This window comes from Ectopseudomonas composti, from assembly GCF_001567565.1.
In the GTDB taxonomy this organism is placed as follows: domain Bacteria; phylum Pseudomonadota; class Gammaproteobacteria; order Pseudomonadales; family Pseudomonadaceae; genus Aquipseudomonas; species Aquipseudomonas composti_A.
On record NZ_LSSW01000017.1, the window covers coordinates 142695 to 161289 of the forward strand.

Sequence of the window (18595 nt, forward strand, 5' to 3'; positions counted from 1 at the left end):
GCAACGCCGTGCTCAGACATCAGATGAGACGTTCGCCGTCTGGGTCACGGCTGCCAGCTGTTTTTCCAGCTCACGCAGACGCTTGGCCATCTCGTCCAACTGACGAATACGCGCCGCACTCTTCTTCCACTCGCCAGCTGGCTGCATGGCGGTACCCGAAGAATAGGCCCCAGGTTCGGTGATCGAACGAGTCACCATGGTCATACCGGTGACGAACACGTTGTCGCACACCTCGATATGACCCACCATGCCGACGCCGCCAGCGATCATGCAGTTCTTGCCGATCTTGGTGCTGCCGGAAATCCCACAGCAGCCGGCCATAGCCGTGTTGTCGCCGATCTGCACGTTGTGCGCGATCATGATCTGGTTGTCCAGCTTGACCCCATTGCCGATCAGGGTATCGGACAGCGCACCACGATCCACCGTGGTGTTGGCGCCGATTTCGACGTCATCGCCGATGGTCACCCCACCGATCTGCGCGATCTTCTGCCAGACGCCCTTCTCGTTGGCGAAACCGAAGCCTTCACCACCGATCACCGCTCCGGACTGGATCACCACACGCTTGCCTATCTGCACGTCGTGGTACAGCGTCACGCGCGGTGCCAGCCAGCCGCCCTCACCGATCACGCTGCGCGCACCAACCACGCAATGCGCGCCGATGCTGACATTGGCAGCAATACGTGCACCACTTTCGATGACAGCGTAAGCACCGATGCTGGCACTCGGATCGACCTGCGCGTCATCGGCAACCTGCGCAGTCGCATGGACCCCAGCAGCAGCCTTGGGCTTGCGATCGAACAGGTGTGAAAGCTGCGCGTAAGCCAGATAAGGGTTGGCAACGACCAGGGCATCTCCTGCATAACCCTCAGCGTCGGCAGCGGTGAGCAGCACGGCACCGGCCTGAGTCTGAGCCAGGAACTTGCGATACTGGGCATTGGCCAGGAAGCTCAACTGCTCGGGCCTGGCCTCCTGTAAGGTGGCCAGGCCCGTGATGACCTTCCCTTCGGCGCCACGCAGGGTGGCGCCCAGGCGCTCGGCCAACTGGCCGAGGGTGTATGTAGCGGTCATGCTCAACGCATCTTGTTCATGCGCTCGATGACTTGGCGAGTGATGTCGTACTGAGGTTTGACATCGATCACCGCGCCGCGCTCGAGCACCAGATCAAAGTTACCGTTCTTGATCACTTCTTCGACGGCCTTGTCCAGGTTCGGCTTCAGCTTGGCCAGCATCTCGCGGTCAGCGATGGCTTTGGATTCGTTCAGCTCCTTGGACTGGAACTGGAAGTCACGGGCCTTCTGCTTGAATTCAAGCTCCAGGCGCTCGCGCTCGGCCTGCTGCATCTTGTCGCCATCTTTGACCATGCGATCCTGAATGCGCTTGGCGTCGCTCTCCAGGGTCTTGAGCTTGCTCAGTTGCGGGCCGAATTTTTTCTCGGCATCGACGGCGTAGCGCTTGGCCGCATCGGACTCGAGCAGCGCCATCTGATAGTTCAGCACGGCCACTTTCATCTCGGCGAACGCCGGAGTGGCGATCAGAGCGGCGGTGAACAGAACCAGTTGAGTCAACTTACGCACAATGCACTCCTGCAACAAAACTGTTGGCTTTCGGTGAATGAGTTTTTAGAACGTCTGGCCCAGGGAGAACTGGAACACCTGAGTATCGGCATCATCCGGCTTCTTGATCGGCATCGCCAGGCTGAAGCTCAACGGCCCCAGCGCGGTGATCCAGGTCAGGCCGACACCCACGGAGCTGGCCATACTGCTGAAATCGATATTGCAGCTGTCGCTGAGCTTCTTCTGGGTGGACGAACAGTTGGTATCGAAGACGTTACCCACATCCCAGAACAGCGCCGTGCGCAGCGACCGCTGATCCTTGACGAACGGCAGCGGGAAGAGCATCTCGACACCACCCTGGACCAGAACGTTACCACCGAACGGCAGCGGATCCTGGTCCGGGTCACGCAGCGTGCCGGGCTTGGCACCGGTGCTCGGGGTGCTACGCGGGCCCAGGCTGCTGTCCTCGAAGCCACGTACCGAGTTGAAGCCACCGGCATAGTAGTGCTCGTAGAACGGCAGTTCCGCAGTACTACCGTAGCTGTCGCCATAGCCAAGCTGGGTGTGGAAGCGCAGGGTGTAGTTCTCGCTGATCGGGGTGAACACCTGGCCACGGTAGTCGAGCTTGTAGAACGACAGGTCGCTGCCCGGCAGAGTGGTTTCCAACACCAGGCTCTGCGAGTGGCCACGGTTGGCCAGCACGCCACGGTTCAGGGTCGACTCGCTCCAGCCGATGGAGCCCTTGAAGTTCAGGTAGTCGTCACCCTCGGCGTCGATGAAGTCGAAGATCTCGTCGACGGTATAGCGCCCCGTACTGATGCTGTCCTGCTGCACGGTCAGGCCGTAAGTCAGGCGCGCGGTCTCGCTGATCGGGTAACCGATGTTGACGCCTGCCCCCAGGCTGTCCACCGAGTAGCTGGATACATCGACATCGAGCTCATCGTAGTCAGTGGTGCGGTAGAAGGCGTTGTAGCCCAGGCTGACGCCATCGACGGTCCAGTAGGGATCGACGAAGCCGAAGCTGTAGCGGGTCTGGTATTCGCTGCGGGTCAGGCCAATGCTGACCTTGTTACCCGTGCCGAGGAAGTTGTTCTGACTGATCGAACCACCGAGGATCAGACCGGCGTTCTGGGCAAAACCGACGCTGGCCGTGATCGAACCGGAAGGCTGCTCTTCGACGCTGTAGTTGACGTCGATCTGATCGTCAGTACCAGGCACCTGCGGGGTCTCGACGTTGACTTCCTTGAAAAAGCCCAGGCGCTCCAGACGTGTCTTGGACTGATCGATCAGATAGGTCGAAGCCCAGCCACCTTCCATCTGACGCATTTCGCGGCGCAGCACCTCGTCTTCGGACTTGGTGTTGCCACGGAAGTTGATGCGGTTGACGTAGGCGCGCTTGCCCGGATCGACGAAGAAGGTGATCGAAACGGTGTTGTCCTCATCGTGCGCTTGCGGCACGCCGTTGACGTTGGCGAAGGTGTAGCCCTCGTTACCCAGGCGACGGGTGATCAGCTCGCTGGTAGTGGTCATGATCTTGCGCGAGAAGACCTGCCCTTCCTTGACCAGCAGCAGCGCACGCACGTCCTCTTCCGGCACCTTGAGGTCACCGGACAGCTTCACGTCGCGGACGCTGTACTTCTCGCCCTCTTCGATGTTGACGGTGATGTAGACGTGCTTCTTGTCCGGGGTAATGGATACCTGGGTGGAGCTGATATCCATGTTGATATAGCCGCGATCCAGGTAGTAGGAGCGCAGACGCTCCAGGTCGCCGGACAGCTTTTCGCGAGCGTACTTGTCGTCGTTCTTGAAGAACGACAACCAGTTGGTGGTCTTGAGTTCGAACAGGTCAGTCAGGTCTTCATCGCTGAACACGGTGTTGCCGACCACGTTGATGTGCGAGATCGCCGCCACCGTACCTTCATTGATGGTGATCTTCAGCGCCACGCGGTTACGCGGCTGCGGAATCACTTCGGCTTCGATCTCGGCCGAGTAACGGCCCTGAGCCACGTACTGGCGCTGCAGTTCGTTACGCACACCTTCGAGCGTCGCACGCTGGAAGATCTCGCCCTCGGCCAGACCGGACTGGTTCAGGCCCTTGAGCAGGTCTTCGGTGGAAATGGCCTTGTTGCCTTCGATCTCGATACCGGAGATGGAAGGACGCTCGACCACGGTGACGACCAGCACATCGCCATCGCGACCGAGCTGGATGTCCTGGAAGAAGCCGGTACGGAACAGGGAACGGGTGGCGTCGACCAGTTGGCGATCATCCACCTGCTCGCCCACATTGAGGGGCAGCGCGCCGAATACGCTGCCCGCGGAAACCCGCTGCAGGCCGTTGACGCGTATATCGGAGATGGTGAAGGACTCGGCGTGAACTTCGGCGATCATCAATGCGGACAGTACCGCAGGTAGCAGCAGACGTTTCATGAAGTCCTTTCTTATTCCAACTGACGATAAAAACTGCCGCTTGAGCGACACTTCTTTTGAATCTCAAGAACGTGATTCAGCAATGCTCACAGGCGGCTGAGGTCGTTGACCAGGGCAAGCAACATGACCCCGATGACCAGACTGATACCGATCTGCATCCCCCAACCCTGAACCCGCTCAGACAAGGGGCGACCACGCACCCACTCGACCAGATAAAACAGCAGATGCCCACCATCCAGTACAGGAATGGGCAGCAGATTGAGAACCCCCAGGCTAATACTCAGATATGCAAGGAATTTCAGGAAATCCCCCAGCCCTGACTCAGCTGAAGCGCCCGCCACTTTAGCAATGGTTATCGGCCCACTCAAGTTTTTTACCGAGAGCTCTCCGAACAGCATTTTCTTCAGCGAATCGAGGGTCAGCACGCTCATCGCCCAGGTCTGGCGTACGCCTTCGACCACACCATCGAGCGGCCCGTAGCGCACCTCGCGCAGCATCTCGGGCGGCCATTCGACGCCCTGCACGCCTGCGCCAAGGTAGCCACTGCGGGCCTGCCCTTCGCCGCGCGACGCCAGCGTCAGCTGCACATCCTGCTCCCGTCCAGCGCGCTCGAAGCGCAGCGTGACCAGCTTCCCAGGCAAGGCCCGTACGCGATCGACCAAATCCTGCCAATCGGCCAGCGGCTCACCATTCAGAGCCAGCAGGCGATCCCCGGCCTGCAGCCCGGCGGCATGGGCCGGCCCCTTCGAGTCGACCTCGGCCAGCACCGGCTCCAGCACCGGACGCCAGGGGCGAATGCCCAGCGAACCGATCGGATCCGGCTCATCGACGCCACGCAACCAGTTATCCAGCCGCACCTGCTTGGGCGTTTCCACCGTAGAGCCTGGCTCGATCACCCGCAGATCGAGCGTGCCGCTCTCACCCAGGCGCCTTACCAGCTGCAGATTGACCGCCGCCCAACCGCTGGTCGCCTCGCCGTTGATTGCCGCGATCTCTTGCCCCGCACGCAGCCCGGCCGCTTCCGCCAGGCTGTCTGGCTGTACGGCGCCAATGACAGGTCGCACCTGCTGACTGCCGAGCATGGCGACAAACCAGAAGAACAACAGCGCCAGCAGGAAATTGGCCAGGGGGCCGGCTGCAACGATGGCGATGCGCTGGCGTACGCTCTTGCGATTGAAGGACTGCTCGACGAGCTCGGGCGGAACATCGCCCTCACGCTCGTCGAGCATCTTGACGTAGCCGCCCAGCGGAATGGCGGCAATGACGAATTCGGTGCCATGGCGATCATGCCAGCACAGCAAAGGCGTACCGAAGCCAACGGAAAAACGCAGCACCTTGACGCCGCAACGGCGCGCCACCCAGAAGTGTCCGTACTCGTGAAAGGTGACCAGGACACCCAAGGCGATCAGGGTGCCAACCAGCATGTACAACCCACTCATTTCACTTCTCCAGCCCCTGGGGCCGTTCAAATTCTGATGCAGGCCAGACCCATGCCGGCCGTGTCAACGACCCGCCAGCCACTGCCCAGCCAGTTCACGCGCACGCGCATCGGCTTCGAACACCGCATCGAGCGCTTCGACAGCCTGCGCCGGCTGCGCGTTCAATACCGAATCAATCATACGCGCGATATCGGTGAAACGGATGCGCCGCTGCAGAAACGCCTCGACCGCCACTTCGTTGGCCGCATTGAGCATCGCCGGCGCACTGCCGCCGGCCTGCGCAGCTTCACGCGCCAGACGCAGACAAGGAAAACGCTGCTCGTCGGGACGCTCGAAATCCAGGCGCGCAACGGTAAACAGATCCAACGGCGACACCCCCGAGTCGATGCGCTCCGGCCAGGCCAGGGCATGGGCGATGGGCGTGCGCATGTCCGGGTTGCCCAACTGGGCCAGCACCGAACCGTCGACGTAGTCGACCAGCGAATGAATCACGCTTTGCCGATGGATGACCACCTCGATCTGCTCGGGGCGGGCATCGAACAGCCAACAGGCCTCGATCATCTCGAGCCCCTTGTTCATCATGCTGGCCGAGTCGACGGATATCTTGCGCCCCATCGACCAGTTCGGATGCGCGCAGGCCTGCTCCGGCGATACACGCTCCAGCTCGTCCAGCGGCGTTTCGCGAAAGGGACCACCGGAGGCAGTGAGCAGGACACGCCGGACGCCGACCGCCTGCAGGCCTCGCGAGTAGTCACCCGGCAGGCACTGGAAAATGGCGTTGTGCTCGCTGTCGATGGGCAGCAAAACCGCCCCGCTCTGCCTGACCGCCTGCATGAACAGCGCGCCGGACATCACCAGCGCTTCCTTGTTGGCCAGCAATACCTTCTTGCCGGCCCGGACAGCCGCCAGGGTCGGCCTGAGACCTGCCGCACCGACAATGGCCGCCATCACGCAATCGACAGCCGCATCGGCCGACACGGCGCACAATCCCTGCTCGCCAACCAGCACCTCGGTCGCCAGCCCGGCAGCACGCAGATTGCTCTGCAACTCGAGCGCCGAATCGGCATCAGGCACCACGGCGTAGCGCGGGCGATGCTGGATGCACAGAACCTGAAGCTCGGCCAGACGCGAGAAGCCGGTCAACGCGAATACGCTGTAGCGCTCGGGGTGACGGGCAATCACATCCAGCGTGCTGAGGCCGATGGAGCCGGTCGCTCCCAGCACCGTGACCTGCTGCACTGCGCTCACAGCGAGCCCCAGCCTGCCAGCCAGAGCAACGCAGCAAACAGCGGAACGGCCGCAGTAAGGCTGTCGATGCGGTCCAGCACACCACCATGACCCGGCAGCAGATTACTGCTGTCCTTGATCCCTGACTGACGCTTGAACATGCTCTCGGTCAGATCACCGACCACGGAAATCAGCACCACCACAGCAGCGCCCGCCAGCGCCAGCAGCAGCCCTGTAGCGGACCAGCCCTGCTGAAGACCGACCACCAGCGTGATCAGCAAGCTGGCAGCAAGGCCACCATAAAGCCCTTCCCAGCTCTTGCCGGGACTGACCTTGGGCGCCAGCTTGCGCTTGCCGAAAGCCTTGCCGGAAAAGTAGGCGCCAATGTCCGCCCCCCAGACCAGCACCATCACCGCAATGATCAGCGCATTGGCCTGCGGCCACTGCTTGAGCAGGACCAAGCCCTGCCAGGCCGGCAGCAAAATCAACAGACCAATCAACAAACGTCCCGGCACACCGCCCCAGTAGCGACTGCTATCGGGGTAGGTCAGCACCAGGAAAGTCGCAGCCAACCACCACAGCACCGCCACCACCAACAGCACTGGCGCGAAGACCGGAACCACGTAAAGCGCAGCGAGCAACACGGCCACCACTGCGGCATAGGCTACGCGCCTGGACTGCGCCTGAAACCCCGCCAGGCGGGCCCATTCCCAAGCCCCCAGCGTGACCACTGCCCCGATGAACAGAGCAAAGGCAGCGCCGTCGAGCAGGAAAAATCCACCCAGGGCGATGGGCAGCAGCACCAGCGCCGTGATGATTCGTTGTTTCAACATTAAGAGCGCGCCTCAGCTTCCACCTGCTCGCTGGTCTTGCCGAAGCGACGCTGGCGGGTAGCGAAATCGGCCAGCGCCTTGCGCATGGCCTCGTGCTTGAAGTCCGGCCAATAGAGGTCGGAAAAGTACAGTTCGCTGTAGGCGAGCTGCCAGAGAAGGAAATTGCTGATGCGGCGCTCGCCCCCGGTACGAATGCACAGGTCGGGCATAGGCAGATCGCCGGTAGCCAGACAGCCCTGCAGCAATTGCGCAGTGATGTCTTCGGGCTGCAGATGGCCTGCCTGCACCTCACGCGCCAGGCGCTGAGCGGCCTGGGCGATGTCCCACTGACCGCCGTAGTTGGCGGCGATCTGCAGGGTGAAACGGCGATTGCCGGCGGTCAGCAACTCCGCTTCGCGCATCGCCGCCTGCAGCTCGGGATGAAAGCGCGAGCGATCACCGATGATGCGCAGGCTGATGTCGTTATCCTGCAGCCGTCTGGCCTCTCGGCGCAGCGCCCCCAGGAACAGCTCCATCAGTGCACCGACCTCATCGGCCGGTCGCTGCCAGTTCTCGCTGGAGAAGGCGAACAGCGTCAGCACCTCGACACCCGACTCGGCACAGACCTCGATCACCGCGCGTACCGCGTCGACCCCCGCCTTGTGCCCAGCCACACCTGGCAACAGGCGCTTTTTCGCCCATCGGTTGTTGCCATCCATGATGATGGCGACATGCCGCGGCACCGCCCCCTGCTTGTTCTTGTCCATGTATGGGCGCCCAGCCGTCAAACGGCCATCAGGTCCGCTTCTTTCACCTCGAGCGCCTTGTCGACTTCACCGATGAACTTGTCGGTGATCTTCTGCAGCTCATCAGCAGCGCGACGCTCTTCGTCTTCACTGATTTCCTTGGCCTTGGACAGCTTCTTCAGCTCAGCCAGGGCATCACGACGCACGTTGCGCACGGCCACCTTGGCATCTTCGGCAACGCCACGCGCCTGCTTGGTGTAACCCTTGCGGGTTTCTTCGGTCAGCGCCGGCATCGGCACGCGAATGGTGGTACCGGCACTGCTCGGGTTCAGCCCCAGGTCGGAGGTCATGATGGCCTTCTCGATGGCCGCACCGAGGTTCTTGTCGTGCGCGACGATCTTCAGGGTGCGCGCATCCTCGACAGTGATCGCAGCCACCTGATTGAGCGGCATGTCGCTGCCCCAGGCCGGCACCTTGACGCTATCGAGAATGCTCGGATGGGCACGGCCCGTACGGATGGAAGCCAGGTTGCGACCCAGCGCCTCCAGGGACTTGCTCATGCGCTCCTGAGCGTCTTTCTTGATGTCGTTGATCATTGTGCATCCTCCTCGATCAGAGTTCCTTCAGCGCCACCCACTACAACGTTCAGCAGGGCGCCGGGCTTGTTCATGTTGAAGACCCGCAGCGGCATGGCGTGATCACGGCACAGGCAGATGGCAGTCAGGTCCATCACGCCCAGCTTGCGATCGAGCACCTCGTCATAGGTCAGGCGCTCGAATTTCTCGGCATGCGGATCCTTGAACGGGTCGGCAGTGTACACGCCATCGACCTTCGTCGCCTTCAGTACCACGTCGGCATCGATCTCGATGGCGCGCAGGCAGGCGGCAGAATCGGTGGTAAAGAAGGGATTGCCAGTGCCGGCAGCGAAGATCACCACCTCACCGGTCTTCAGATGGCGCATGGCCTTGCGGCGGTCATAGTGATCGGTGACACCGACCATGGAGATGGCCGACATGACGATGGCCGGGATGTTCGAGCGCTCCAGCGCATCGCGCATGGCCAGCGCGTTCATCACGGTCGCCAGCATGCCCATGTGGTCGCCGGTGACGCGATCCATGCCCGCAGCGGACAGCGCCGCACCACGGAACAGGTTGCCGCCACCGATCACCAGGCCGACCTGTACGCCGATGCCGACCAGCTGGCCAACTTCCAGCGCCATGCGATCGAGCACCTTGGGATCGATGCCAAAATCTTCCGAGCCCATCAGGGCCTCGCCGCTGAGTTTGAGCAGAATGCGTTTATAGCGAGGTTGGCGACCAGTCGTCTGCTGAGCCATTGCAAGTCTCTCCTGCGGCGATATGAAATGCTTGAGCAACACCCTCGAGCGTTGCAATTATCCGGCACTTCGAACGTGCCGACGACCTTAGGTTGCAAGGCCGCTGTAGATATTTGTCATCCCTTATTCGGCAAAGAGGCTGCACGCGCAAGCGGGCAGCCTCTTTGGGACAACTAGCCGTACCGCCGATTACTGCTTGCTGGCAGCAACCTGAGCGGCAACTTCGGCAGCGAAGTCGGTCTCGGCCTTCTCGATGCCCTCGCCCACTTCGTAACGAACGAAGGAAACGACTTCAGCACCGGCTTTCTTGACCAGGTCACCGACCTTGACTTCCGGATCCATGATGAAGGCTTGCTCGACCAGGCTGGCTTCGGCCAGGAACTTGGCGATACGGCCTTTGACCATGTTCTCGACGATGTTTTCCGGCTTGCCGGCGATCTTCTCGGCGTTCAGCTGCAGGAAGATTTCCTTTTCCTTGGCAACCAGCTCTTCGGAAACCTGGTCCGGCGAAACAACGGCCGGGTTGGAAGCTGCAACGTGCATGGCAACGTGCTTGGCCAGTTCGTCGTTGCCGCCTTTCAGGACAACCAGAACGCCGATACGGTGGCCGTGCAGGTAGGCACCAACGGTGTCACCGGAGACAGCGGTCAGGCGACGGATGTTGACGTTCTCGCCGCACTTGGCAACCAGCGCTTCACGAGCGGATTCGCGCGAGGCGATCAGCGGAGCGGCGTCAGTCAGGTTCTTCTCGAAAGCTTCATCGAGGCTTTCTTTGACGAAGCCCTTGAAGTCATCCTGCAGAGCCAGGAAGTCGGTCTGCGAGTTGACTTCGATGATCAGGCCACGGCCGCCTTCGACGCGAACGGCAATGGAGCCTTCGGCAGCGATGTTGCCAGCCTTCTTGGCAGCCTTGATGGCGCCCGAAGCACGCATGTCATCAATGGCTTTCTCGATGTCGCCACCAGCGGCAACCAGGGCCTTCTTGCATTCCATCATGCCTTGGCCGGTACGCTCGCGCAGTTCTTTAACCAGGGCTGCAGTAATCTCTGCCATCTTGAAAATCCTCTCGGTAGGTCTTCAACCAAATCAAAATCTGTGAGTGGCAAAAAGGGGGCCTAGCCCCCTTTTTGCTCAGCACGTAACGCTATATGAGCGACGTTACTGCTTAGCCTTCGGCAGCTTCAGCGGCCGGAGCTTCTTCGATGAACTCTTCGGTGGCGCCGCCAGCGTTGCTGCGACCACGAATCACGGCGTCGGCCATGGCACCCATGTACAGCTGGATGGCGCGGATGGCGTCGTCGTTACCCGGGATGATGTAGTCAACGCCTTCCGGGCTGCTGTTGGTATCGACGATGCCGATGACCGGGATGCCCAGCTTGTTGGCTTCGGTGATAGCGATGCGCTCGTGGTCAACGTCGATCACGAACAGAGCGTCCGGCAGACCGCCCATGTCCTTGATACCACCCAGGCTGCGATCCAGTTTTTCCAGATCACGGGTACGCATCAGGGCTTCTTTCTTGGTCAGCTTGGCAAAGGTGCCGTCCTGGGACTGGGTTTCCAGCTCGCGCAGGCGCTTGATCGAAGCACGGATGGTTTTGTAGTTGGTCAGCATGCCGCCCAACCAGCGGTGATCGACGAACGGCGAGCCGCAACGAGCAGCTTCTTCGCGAACGATCTTGCCAGCGGAACGCTTGGTGCCGACGAACAGGATCTTGTTCTTGCCAGCAGCCAGCTTCTCAACGAAAGCCTGAGCTTCGTTGAACATCGGCAGGGTTTTTTCGAGGTTGATGATGTGAATCTTGTTGCGCGCGCCGAAAATGTACTTGCCCATTTTCGGGTTCCAGTAACGGGTCTGGTGGCCGAAGTGCACACCGGCCTTCAGCATATCGCGCATGTTGACTTGGGACATGATAGTTCCTTGATAAGTCGGGTTAGGCCTCCACGTATCCCAGCTTCCAACCCTCGAACTTGTCGAAAGGCACCCAGGAAACCGTGTCGATACGTGTGTGGGTTTAGGCTTTCGGGCACGGATGCCCGTAAAGCGGCGCGTTTTATACCACACAAAGCCGGCGCAGGCTACAAGCGCGGGCAAAGAACGCTGTAGCGCCCCACGCCCTTTGGGGCTGGCGCGGCGAAGCTGCTAATATAGCGCCCTTTCCGTTCGTGCCCGAGAGCTTCATATGACCGTCACCATCAAATCCGCCGAAGAAATCGAGAAAATGCGCGTCGCCGGCCGCCTGGCTGCCGAAGTGCTGGAGATGATCGGTGAGCACGTCAAGCCAGGCGTCACCACTGAGGAAATCGACCGCATCTGCCACGACTACATCGTCAACGTGCAGCAGGCCATTCCAGCCCCGCTCAACTACAAGGGCTTTCCCAAGTCGATTTGCACCTCGATCAATCACGTGGTCTGCCACGGCATCCCCAACGACAAGCCCCTGAAAGACGGCGACGTGCTGAACATCGACGTCACCGTGATCAAGGACGGCTACCACGGCGACACCAGCAAGATGTTCATGGTGGGCAAGGTCGCCGAGTGGGCCGAGCGCCTGGCCAAGATCACCCAGGAATGCATGTATAAAGGCATCGAACTGGTCAAACCCGGCACGCGCCTGGGCGACATCGGCGAAGTGATCCAGAAGCACGCGGAAAAGAACGGTTTTTCCGTGGTCCGCGAATACTGTGGTCATGGCATTGGCGCGGTATTCCATGAGGAGCCGCAGGTGCTGCACTACGGCAAGGCCGGCACTGGCATGGAGCTCAAGGAAGGCATGACCTTCACCATCGAGCCGATGATCAACCAGGGCCGCCCGGAAACCCGCCTGCTCGGCGACGGCTGGACCGCCATCACCAAGGACCGCAAGCTCTCCGCACAATGGGAGCACACCGTGCTGGTCACCGCTGACGGCTACGAGATCCTGACCCTGCGCAGCGACGATACCCTGCCGCGCACCTCGTCCGGCCAGTAATTCGCCGTTTCAGCCCATGGTGCGCGCCGCGCACCTTACGACCTATATAAGGAAGGCGACTGCATGCCGCAGATGGACCCCGAACTGTTTGACCGCGGTCAGTTCCAGGCCGAGCTGGCGTTGAAATCCAGCCCCATCGCCGCATTCAAGAAAGCCATCCGCAGGGCACATGAGGTACTGGACGCGCGTTTTCGCGACGGCCGCGACATTCGCCGCCTGGTCGAAGATCGCGCCTGGCTCGTCGATCAGATCCTGCAGGAAGCCTGGAAGCGCTTCACTTGGAGCGAGGATGCCGAAATCGCCCTGCTCGCGGTCGGCGGTTACGGTCGCGGCGAGCTGCACCCCTACTCGGATATCGACCTGCTGATCCTGCTGGGCAGCGACGATCACGAGATTTTCCGCGAGCCGATCGAAGGCTTCCTCACCCTGCTGTGGGACATCGGCCTGGAAGTCGGTCAGAGCGTGCGCTCGGTCGAGGAATGCGCCGAGGAAGCGCGCGCCGACCTGACGGTGATCACCAACCTGATGGAAAGTCGCACCATCGCCGGCCCCGAGCATCTGCGCCAGCGCATGCAGCAGGTGACCAGCACCGATGCCATGTGGCCGAGCAAGCACTTCTATCTGGCCAAGCGCGAAGAGCGCAAGGCACGCCACGGCAAGTACAACGACACCGAGTACAACCTCGAACCCAACGTCAAAGGCTCGCCCGGTGGCCTGCGCGACATTCAGACCGTGCTCTGGGTCGCGCGCCGTCAGTTCGGCACGCTCAACCTGCAGGCGCTGGTCAGCCACGGTTTCTTGCTGGAAAGCGAATACGCCCTGCTCTCCTCCAGCCAGGAATTCCTGTGGAAGGTGCGCTACGCCCTGCACATGTTCGCCGGGCGCTCCGAGGACCGCCTGCTGTTCGACCACCAGGCCAGAATCGCCGCGCTGTTCGGCTATCAGGACGGTGACGGCAAGCGCAGCATCGAACACTTCATGCAGAAGTACTACCGGGTGGTGATGGGCATTTCCGAGCTGTCGGACCTGATCAACCAGCACTTCGAGGAAGTCATCCTGCGCGCCGGCGAACGCGGCCCGGCCACGCCACTGAACAGTCGCTTCCAGGTGCGCGACCGCTACATCGAAGTCACTCACCCCAACGTCTTCAAACGCACCCCCTTCGCCATCATCGAGATTTTCGTGCTGATGGCGCAGCATCCGGAAATCAAGGGCGTGCGTGCCGACAGCATTCGCCTGCTGCGCGACAGCCGCCACCTGATCGACGACGATTTCCGCAAGGACATTCGCAACACCAGCCTGTTCATCGAGCTGTTCAAGTGCAAGGAAGGCATTCACCGCAATCTGCGCCGGATGAACCGCTACGGCATCCTCGGCCGCTATCTGCCGGAGTTCGGCCATATCGTCGGGCAGATGCAGCACGACCTGTTCCACATCTACACGGTCGACGCGCACACGCTCAACCTGATCAAGCACCTGCGCAAGTTCCGCTGGCCGGAGCTGGCGGAGAAATTCCCGCTGGCCAGCAAGCTGATCGAAAGGCTGCCCAAGCCAGAGCTGATCTACCTCGCCGGTCTTTACCATGACATTGGCAAGGGCCGTGGCGGCGATCACTCGGAACTGGGCGCAGTGGACGCCGAAGCCTTCGCGCGCCGTCATCATCTGCCCGCCTGGGACAGCGCCCTGATCGTCTGGCTGGTACAGCACCACCTGGTGATGTCCACCACCGCGCAGCGCAAGGACCTGTCCGACCCGCAGGTGATCCACGACTTCGCCCAGTTCGTCGGCGACCAGACCCACTTGGACTACCTCTACGTGCTGACCGTGGCCGACATCAATGCCACCAACCCCAGCCTGTGGAACTCCTGGCGCGCCAGCCTGCTGCGCCAGCTCTACACCGAGACCAAGCGCGCCCTGCGCCGCGGCCTGGAAAACCCGCTGGACCGTGAAGAGCAGATTCGCCAGACGCAAAGCGCGGCCCTGGACACTCTGGTACGTGGCGGCACCGACCCGGACGACGCCGAGCAACTGTGGAGCCAGCTCGGCGACGACTACTTCCTGCGCCACACCGCCAGTGACGTGGCCTGGCACACCGATGCCATTCTCCAGCACCCGGGCGATGGCGGCCCGCTGGTATTGATGAAGGAAACCACCCAACGCGAGTTCGAGGGCGGCACGCAGATCTTCATCTACGCGCCGGACCAGCATGACTTCTTCGCCGTGACCGTAGCTGCGATGAGCCAGCTCAACCTCAACATTCACGATGCGCGGATCATCACCTCCACCAGCCAGTTCACCCTCGATACCTATGTGGTGCTGGATGCCGACGGCGGCTCGATTGGCAACAACCCGGCGCGCATCCAGCAGATTCGCGAAGGCCTGATCGAAGCCCTGAAGAACCCGGACGACTACCCGACCATCATCCAGCGCCGGGTACCACGCCAGCTCAAGCACTTCGCCTTCGCCCCGCAGGTGACCATTCACAACGACGCGCAACGCCCGGTGACCATACTCGAGCTGACCGCACCGGACCGCCCCGGCCTGCTGGCACGTATCGGGCGCATCTTCCTCGAATACGACCTGTCACTGCAGAACGCCAAGATCGCCACGCTGGGCGAACGCGTCGAGGACGTGTTCTTCGTCACCGACGCCAACAACCAGCCGCTGTCCGACCCCGAATTCTGCGCGCGCCTGCAGGAAGCGATCATCACCAAGCTCTCGGAGCCCAGCACACCCAGCCCGGCGCAGATCACCTTCTGAGCCGTGGATGCGCCGGCGGCGCATCCACGGCCGGGCTCAGATCCTGAAGCTGTCCACCAGTTGCTTGAGGCGCCCGACCTGCTGATCCAGCTCGGTACAGGCGCTGAGACTGGCCTGCAGATTGCGCACGCCATCCTGGTTCAGCGTGTTGATCTCGGTGATGTCCATGTTCAGGCTCTCGATCACCGAGGTCTGCTCCTCGGTGGCCGTCGCCACTGACTGGTTCATGCCGTCGATCTCGCCGATACGATGGGTCACGCCGCGCAGGTTTTCCCCAGCCTGACCGCCGATGCGCACGCTGTCATCGCTGAAGCGGCGGCTCTCGGCCATGGTCGCCACGGCGTCGCGGGCGCCAGTCTGCAACTGCTCGATCATCTGCTGAATCTCCAGCGCCGAACTCTGCGTCCGCTGCGCCAGGTTACGCACCTCATCGGCCACCACGGCGAAACCGCGCCCGGCCTCACCGGCACGCGCCGCTTCGATGGCGGCATTGAGTGCCAGCAGGTTGGTTTGCTCGGAAATGCCCTTGATCACATCGAGAATCTGACCGATGTCGTTGCTCTTCTCGCTGAGCAGTTCGATGTGCCGACCGGAAGCCTGGATCTTCTCCGACAGCTCGCCCATCGAGCTCAGCGTGCGCTCCACCATGCCCTGGCCTTCCTCGGCATCATGGCGCGCATCGCTGGCCTGCACCGATGCATCGGCAGCATTGCGCGCGATTTCCTGGGCAGCCGCGCCCAGCTCGTTGATCGCCGCCGCGACGCTGTCGGTGCGTGCGGCCTGCTCGCTGGAGTTGCCCATGGACGCGTTGGAAGCCTGCACCACGGTGCTCACCCGCGCATGCACCTCACGGGTCGCCGAGGCCACTTCGCGGATGGATTCGTGAATACGCTCGACGAAGCGGTTGAAGGCTCCGGCCAGCTCACCGAACTCGTCACCGGAAGCGATCGTCAGGCGCTGGGTCAGATCCCCTTCGCCGTCGGCGATACCGCCCATGGCGTGGCTCATCACGTGCAACGGACGCAGCAGGATGCGGATCAGCGCACCCAGCAGGATCAGGATGGCGACCACGCCGATGACCGTGACCATCAGCGCAGAAACGCGAAACTCGCTGAGCGCGGCGAAGGCCTTGCCCTCGTCGACGGACAGGCCGACGTACCAGCGCACGCCTGCCAGCCCCTGTACCGGCAGGAAGGTGACCAGCCGGGCACTGCCATCGCTGGCCGACGCCCCCTGCAAGCCCGGCTGCAGTCGCGGCGCACCGCTAGGGAACGCCTGCGCCAGGGTCTTGAGCACCAGGCTCTTGTCCGGATGCACCAGCACCGTGCCCTGCTCGTCGACCAGAAAGGCATAGCCCATCCCGCCAAGATCGAAGGAATTGAGGATGTCGTCGATCGTCTGCAGCTTCAGGTCGCCGCCGACCACGCCCTGCAAGGCGCCACCAGCGCTGACCGGCCGGGTGATGGTGATCAGCAGACCGTCACGCGGATCGGCCGCCAGATAAGGCGCGGTCAGCCCCGGGCCACTGCTGCCCAGCGCACTCTTGTACCAGGGGCGCTCGCGCGGATCGTAACCGGCCGGCAGCTCACTGGCCGGGAACTGGGTGTAAGTGCCGTCCGCCTGACCGAAATAGGCATAGAGGAAGGCCGAGGCAATGCTGCGGTGCTGCAGGTTGCGGCGCAGCGAATCGGAGGAGCTGTCGTCCTGTATCGATTCGGCGAGGTTGTCCAGCAATTGCATGCGCCCATCGAGCCAGTGCTGGATGTTGCCGGTCGACACCAGGCCGACGTCATTGAGGTAGTTCGACAGGTTGTCGCGGATCGCGTTGCGCTGCAGGTAATCGTTGTACAACGCAAACGCCGCGAAGGCTGCGACGACCACCAGGGAAGCAGCCAGCATGATCTTGTGACTGAACTTGAGAGTACGCATGGAGAGAGCTCGCCAGAGAGGGTTAAGCGGATAGCGCGAAAATTATCGGCTGGGCCTCCGCCGCCTTGAGCCGCAACGGCATCGGTTTGGCGACCTAAACGGATGGAAAACGGACGGACGAAGGGAATTTCCCAGAAAGGCCTGCCGTGCTAGTGTCGCCAGCTTTGTCGCCGCCTCACAAAGGACCCGTCGGATCATCATGAACCACGCCCTCGCCCAGCTGCAGCCCTACCCGTTCGAAAAGCTACGCGCCCTGCTCGCCGGCGTGCAACCTGCCGCCGACCGTTCGCCGATCGCCCTGTCGATCGGTGAACCCAAGCACCGTTCGCCGGACTTCGTCGGCCAGGCACTGACCGCCAACCTGGACAAACTGGCGGTGTATCCGACCACCCTGGGCCTGCCAGAACTGCGCCAGAGCATTGCCAGCTGGTGCGAGCGCCGCTTCGGCGTGCCAGCTGGCTGGCTGGATGCCGCACGCCACGTTCTGCCGGTCAATGGCACGCGCGAAGCGCTGTTCGCCTTCACCCAGGCCGTGGTCGACCGCGATGCCAAGGGCCTGGTGGTCAGCCCTAACCCGTTCTATCAGATCTACGAAGGCGCAGCCTTTCTCGCCGGCGCGCAGCCGCACTACCTGGCGTGCCTGGAAGACCATGGTTTCAACCCGGACTTCGATGCGGTGCCGACAGAGGTCTGGCAGCGCTGCCAGATTCTGTTCCTCTGCTCGCCGGGCAACCCCACCGGCGCACTGATCCCACTCGAAACACTGAAGAAACTGATCGCCCTGGCCGACGAGCATGACTTCGTCATTGCCGCCGACGAGTGCTACAGCGAGCTGTACTTCGACGAAGACGCTCCGCCGCCCGGCCTGCTCAGTGCCTGCGCCGAGCTGGGCCGCAGCGATTTCGCCCGCTGCGCGGTGTTCCACAGCCTGTCCAAGCGCTCCAACCTGCCTGGCCTGCGCTCGGGCTTCGTCGCTGGCGACGCCGAAATCCTCAAGCACTTCTTGCTCTACCGCACCTACCACGGCTGCGCCATGCCGGTGCAAACCCAGCTGGCCAGCGTGGCCGCCTGGAACGACGAAGCGCACGTGCGCGCCAACCGTGACCTCTATCGTGAGAAGTTCGATGCCGTGCTTGAGATCCTCGCCCCGGTGATGGACGTGCAGCGCCCCGATGGCGGCTTCTACCTGTGGGCCCGCACACCGGGCGACGACGCGCAGTTCACGCGCGCACTGTTCGCTGCCGAGCACGTCACCGTGGTGCCCGGCTCGTACCTGTCGCGCGACGTGAACGGCGTCAATCCGGGTGCCGGGCGCGTACGCATGGCGCTGGTTGCGCCGCTGGTCGAGTGCATCGAGGCCGCCGAGCGCATCGCCCGCTTCATTCGCGGCGCCTGAG

At 62.2% G+C, this 18595-nt stretch carries 15 protein-coding genes; 3 read left to right on the forward strand and 12 right to left on the reverse strand.

The window, feature by feature from the left end:
* Window positions 1-12: 12 nt before the first annotated feature.
* The 11 genes from lpxD to rpsB all read right to left on the reverse strand — a co-directional run bounded on the left by lpxD (window position 13) and on the right by rpsB (window position 11449).
* Window positions 13-1074 (reverse strand): UDP-3-O-(3-hydroxymyristoyl)glucosamine N-acyltransferase, encoded by a 1062-nt coding sequence (gene lpxD / locus PCLY_RS04770; RefSeq protein WP_156458553.1) that lies wholly within the window; start codon window positions 1072-1074, stop codon window positions 13-15.
* Window positions 1071-1574: an OmpH/Skp family outer membrane protein gene (locus tag PCLY_RS04775; RefSeq protein ID WP_061238145.1), complete on the reverse strand. Its 504-nt coding sequence runs from the start codon at window positions 1572-1574 to the stop codon at window positions 1071-1073. Before PCLY_RS04775 ends, lpxD begins: the two co-directional genes overlap by 4 nt.
* Window positions 1575-1619: 45 nt before the next feature.
* On the reverse strand, window positions 1620-3980 hold the full coding sequence (gene bamA / locus PCLY_RS04780; RefSeq protein ID WP_061238146.1) for an outer membrane protein assembly factor BamA: 2361 nt from the start codon (window positions 3978-3980) through the stop codon (window positions 1620-1622).
* A gap of 86 nt (window positions 3981-4066) precedes the next feature.
* Window positions 4067-5419, reverse strand: coding sequence for a sigma E protease regulator RseP (rseP, locus tag PCLY_RS04785; RefSeq protein ID WP_061238147.1), 1353 nt, complete (start codon window positions 5417-5419; stop codon window positions 4067-4069).
* Window positions 5420-5482: 63 nt separating this feature from the next.
* Window positions 5483-6667 carry a 1-deoxy-D-xylulose-5-phosphate reductoisomerase gene (ispC, locus tag PCLY_RS04790; RefSeq protein ID WP_061238148.1) on the reverse strand — a complete coding sequence of 395 codons (1185 nt, stop codon included), beginning with the start codon at window positions 6665-6667 and terminating at the stop codon, window positions 5483-5485.
* Window positions 6664-7479 carry a phosphatidate cytidylyltransferase gene (locus PCLY_RS04795; RefSeq protein ID WP_061238149.1) on the reverse strand — a complete coding sequence of 272 codons (816 nt, stop codon included), beginning with the start codon at window positions 7477-7479 and terminating at the stop codon, window positions 6664-6666. Before PCLY_RS04795 ends, ispC begins: the two co-directional genes overlap by 4 nt.
* A complete protein-coding gene (uppS, locus tag PCLY_RS04800) occupies window positions 7479-8225 on the reverse strand; it encodes a polyprenyl diphosphate synthase (protein WP_061238150.1) in 747 nt (248 codons plus the stop codon). Before uppS ends, PCLY_RS04795 begins: the two co-directional genes overlap by 1 nt.
* 17 nt (window positions 8226-8242) lie before the next feature.
* Window positions 8243-8800 (reverse strand): ribosome recycling factor, encoded by a 558-nt coding sequence (gene frr, locus PCLY_RS04805; protein WP_061238151.1) that lies wholly within the window; start codon window positions 8798-8800, stop codon window positions 8243-8245.
* The gene (gene pyrH, locus PCLY_RS04810; RefSeq protein ID WP_061238152.1) at window positions 8797-9540 is read right to left on the reverse strand and encodes a UMP kinase; all 744 of its coding nucleotides are present in this window, start codon (window positions 9538-9540) and stop codon (window positions 8797-8799) included. The genes frr and pyrH overlap by 4 nt, the downstream gene beginning before the upstream one ends.
* 189 nt (window positions 9541-9729) lie before the next feature.
* Window positions 9730-10593: a translation elongation factor Ts gene (gene tsf / locus PCLY_RS04815; RefSeq protein WP_061238153.1), complete on the reverse strand. Its 864-nt coding sequence runs from the start codon at window positions 10591-10593 to the stop codon at window positions 9730-9732.
* Window positions 10594-10705: 112 nt separating this feature from the next.
* Window positions 10706-11449: a 30S ribosomal protein S2 gene (rpsB, locus tag PCLY_RS04820; RefSeq protein WP_061238154.1), complete on the reverse strand. Its 744-nt coding sequence runs from the start codon at window positions 11447-11449 to the stop codon at window positions 10706-10708.
* Window positions 11450-11720: 271 nt separating this feature from the next.
* Here rpsB and map point away from each other — a divergent pair, with 271 nt between their 5' ends.
* Together map and PCLY_RS04830 are read left to right on the forward strand one after the other, a co-directional pair.
* Window positions 11721-12509 carry a type I methionyl aminopeptidase gene (map, locus tag PCLY_RS04825; RefSeq protein WP_061238155.1) on the forward strand — a complete coding sequence of 263 codons (789 nt, stop codon included), beginning with the start codon at window positions 11721-11723 and terminating at the stop codon, window positions 12507-12509.
* A 63-nt stretch (window positions 12510-12572) separates the two neighbouring features.
* Entirely contained in the window at window positions 12573-15269 is a 2697-nt protein-coding gene (locus tag PCLY_RS04830; RefSeq protein ID WP_061238156.1) for a [protein-PII] uridylyltransferase, read from the forward strand.
* A gap of 36 nt (window positions 15270-15305) precedes the next feature.
* On the opposite strand, the gene PCLY_RS04835 is transcribed toward PCLY_RS04830, so the two are convergent.
* On the reverse strand, window positions 15306-17198 hold the full coding sequence (locus tag PCLY_RS04835) for a methyl-accepting chemotaxis protein (protein WP_061238157.1): 1893 nt from the start codon (window positions 17196-17198) through the stop codon (window positions 15306-15308).
* Window positions 17199-17397: 199 nt separating this feature from the next.
* Here PCLY_RS04835 and dapC point away from each other — a divergent pair, with 199 nt between their 5' ends.
* On the forward strand, window positions 17398-18594 hold the full coding sequence (dapC, locus tag PCLY_RS04840) for a succinyldiaminopimelate transaminase (protein WP_061238158.1): 1197 nt from the start codon (window positions 17398-17400) through the stop codon (window positions 18592-18594).
* The last annotated feature ends 1 nt before the right edge of the window (window position 18595 follow it).

What these genes read in the sequence shown, in the direction of transcription:
- bamA (WP_061238146.1), bottom strand. Translation starts at nt 3,980, where the DNA reads ATGAAACGTCTGCTGCTACCTGCGGTACTGTCCGCATTGATGATCGCC.
- rseP (WP_061238147.1), bottom strand. Translation starts at nt 5,419, where the DNA reads ATGAGTGGGTTGTACATGCTGGTTGGCACCCTGATCGCCTTGGGTGTC.
- PCLY_RS04795 (WP_061238149.1), bottom strand. Translation starts at nt 7,479, where the DNA reads ATGTTGAAACAACGAATCATCACGGCGCTGGTGCTGCTGCCCATCGCC.
- uppS (WP_061238150.1), bottom strand. Translation starts at nt 8,225, where the DNA reads ATGGACAAGAACAAGCAGGGGGCGGTGCCGCGGCATGTCGCCATCATC.
- frr (WP_061238151.1), bottom strand. Translation starts at nt 8,800, where the DNA reads ATGATCAACGACATCAAGAAAGACGCTCAGGAGCGCATGAGCAAGTCC.
- pyrH (WP_061238152.1), bottom strand. Translation starts at nt 9,540, where the DNA reads ATGGCTCAGCAGACGACTGGTCGCCAACCTCGCTATAAACGCATTCTG.
- tsf (WP_061238153.1), bottom strand. Translation starts at nt 10,593, where the DNA reads ATGGCAGAGATTACTGCAGCCCTGGTTAAAGAACTGCGCGAGCGTACC.
- rpsB (WP_061238154.1), bottom strand. Translation starts at nt 11,449, where the DNA reads ATGTCCCAAGTCAACATGCGCGATATGCTGAAGGCCGGTGTGCACTTC.
- map (WP_061238155.1), top strand. Translation starts at nt 11,721, where the DNA reads ATGACCGTCACCATCAAATCCGCCGAAGAAATCGAGAAAATGCGCGTC.
- PCLY_RS04830 (WP_061238156.1), top strand. Translation starts at nt 12,573, where the DNA reads ATGCCGCAGATGGACCCCGAACTGTTTGACCGCGGTCAGTTCCAGGCC.
- PCLY_RS04835 (WP_061238157.1), bottom strand. Translation starts at nt 17,198, where the DNA reads ATGCGTACTCTCAAGTTCAGTCACAAGATCATGCTGGCTGCTTCCCTG.
- dapC (WP_061238158.1), top strand. Translation starts at nt 17,398, where the DNA reads ATGAACCACGCCCTCGCCCAGCTGCAGCCCTACCCGTTCGAAAAGCTA.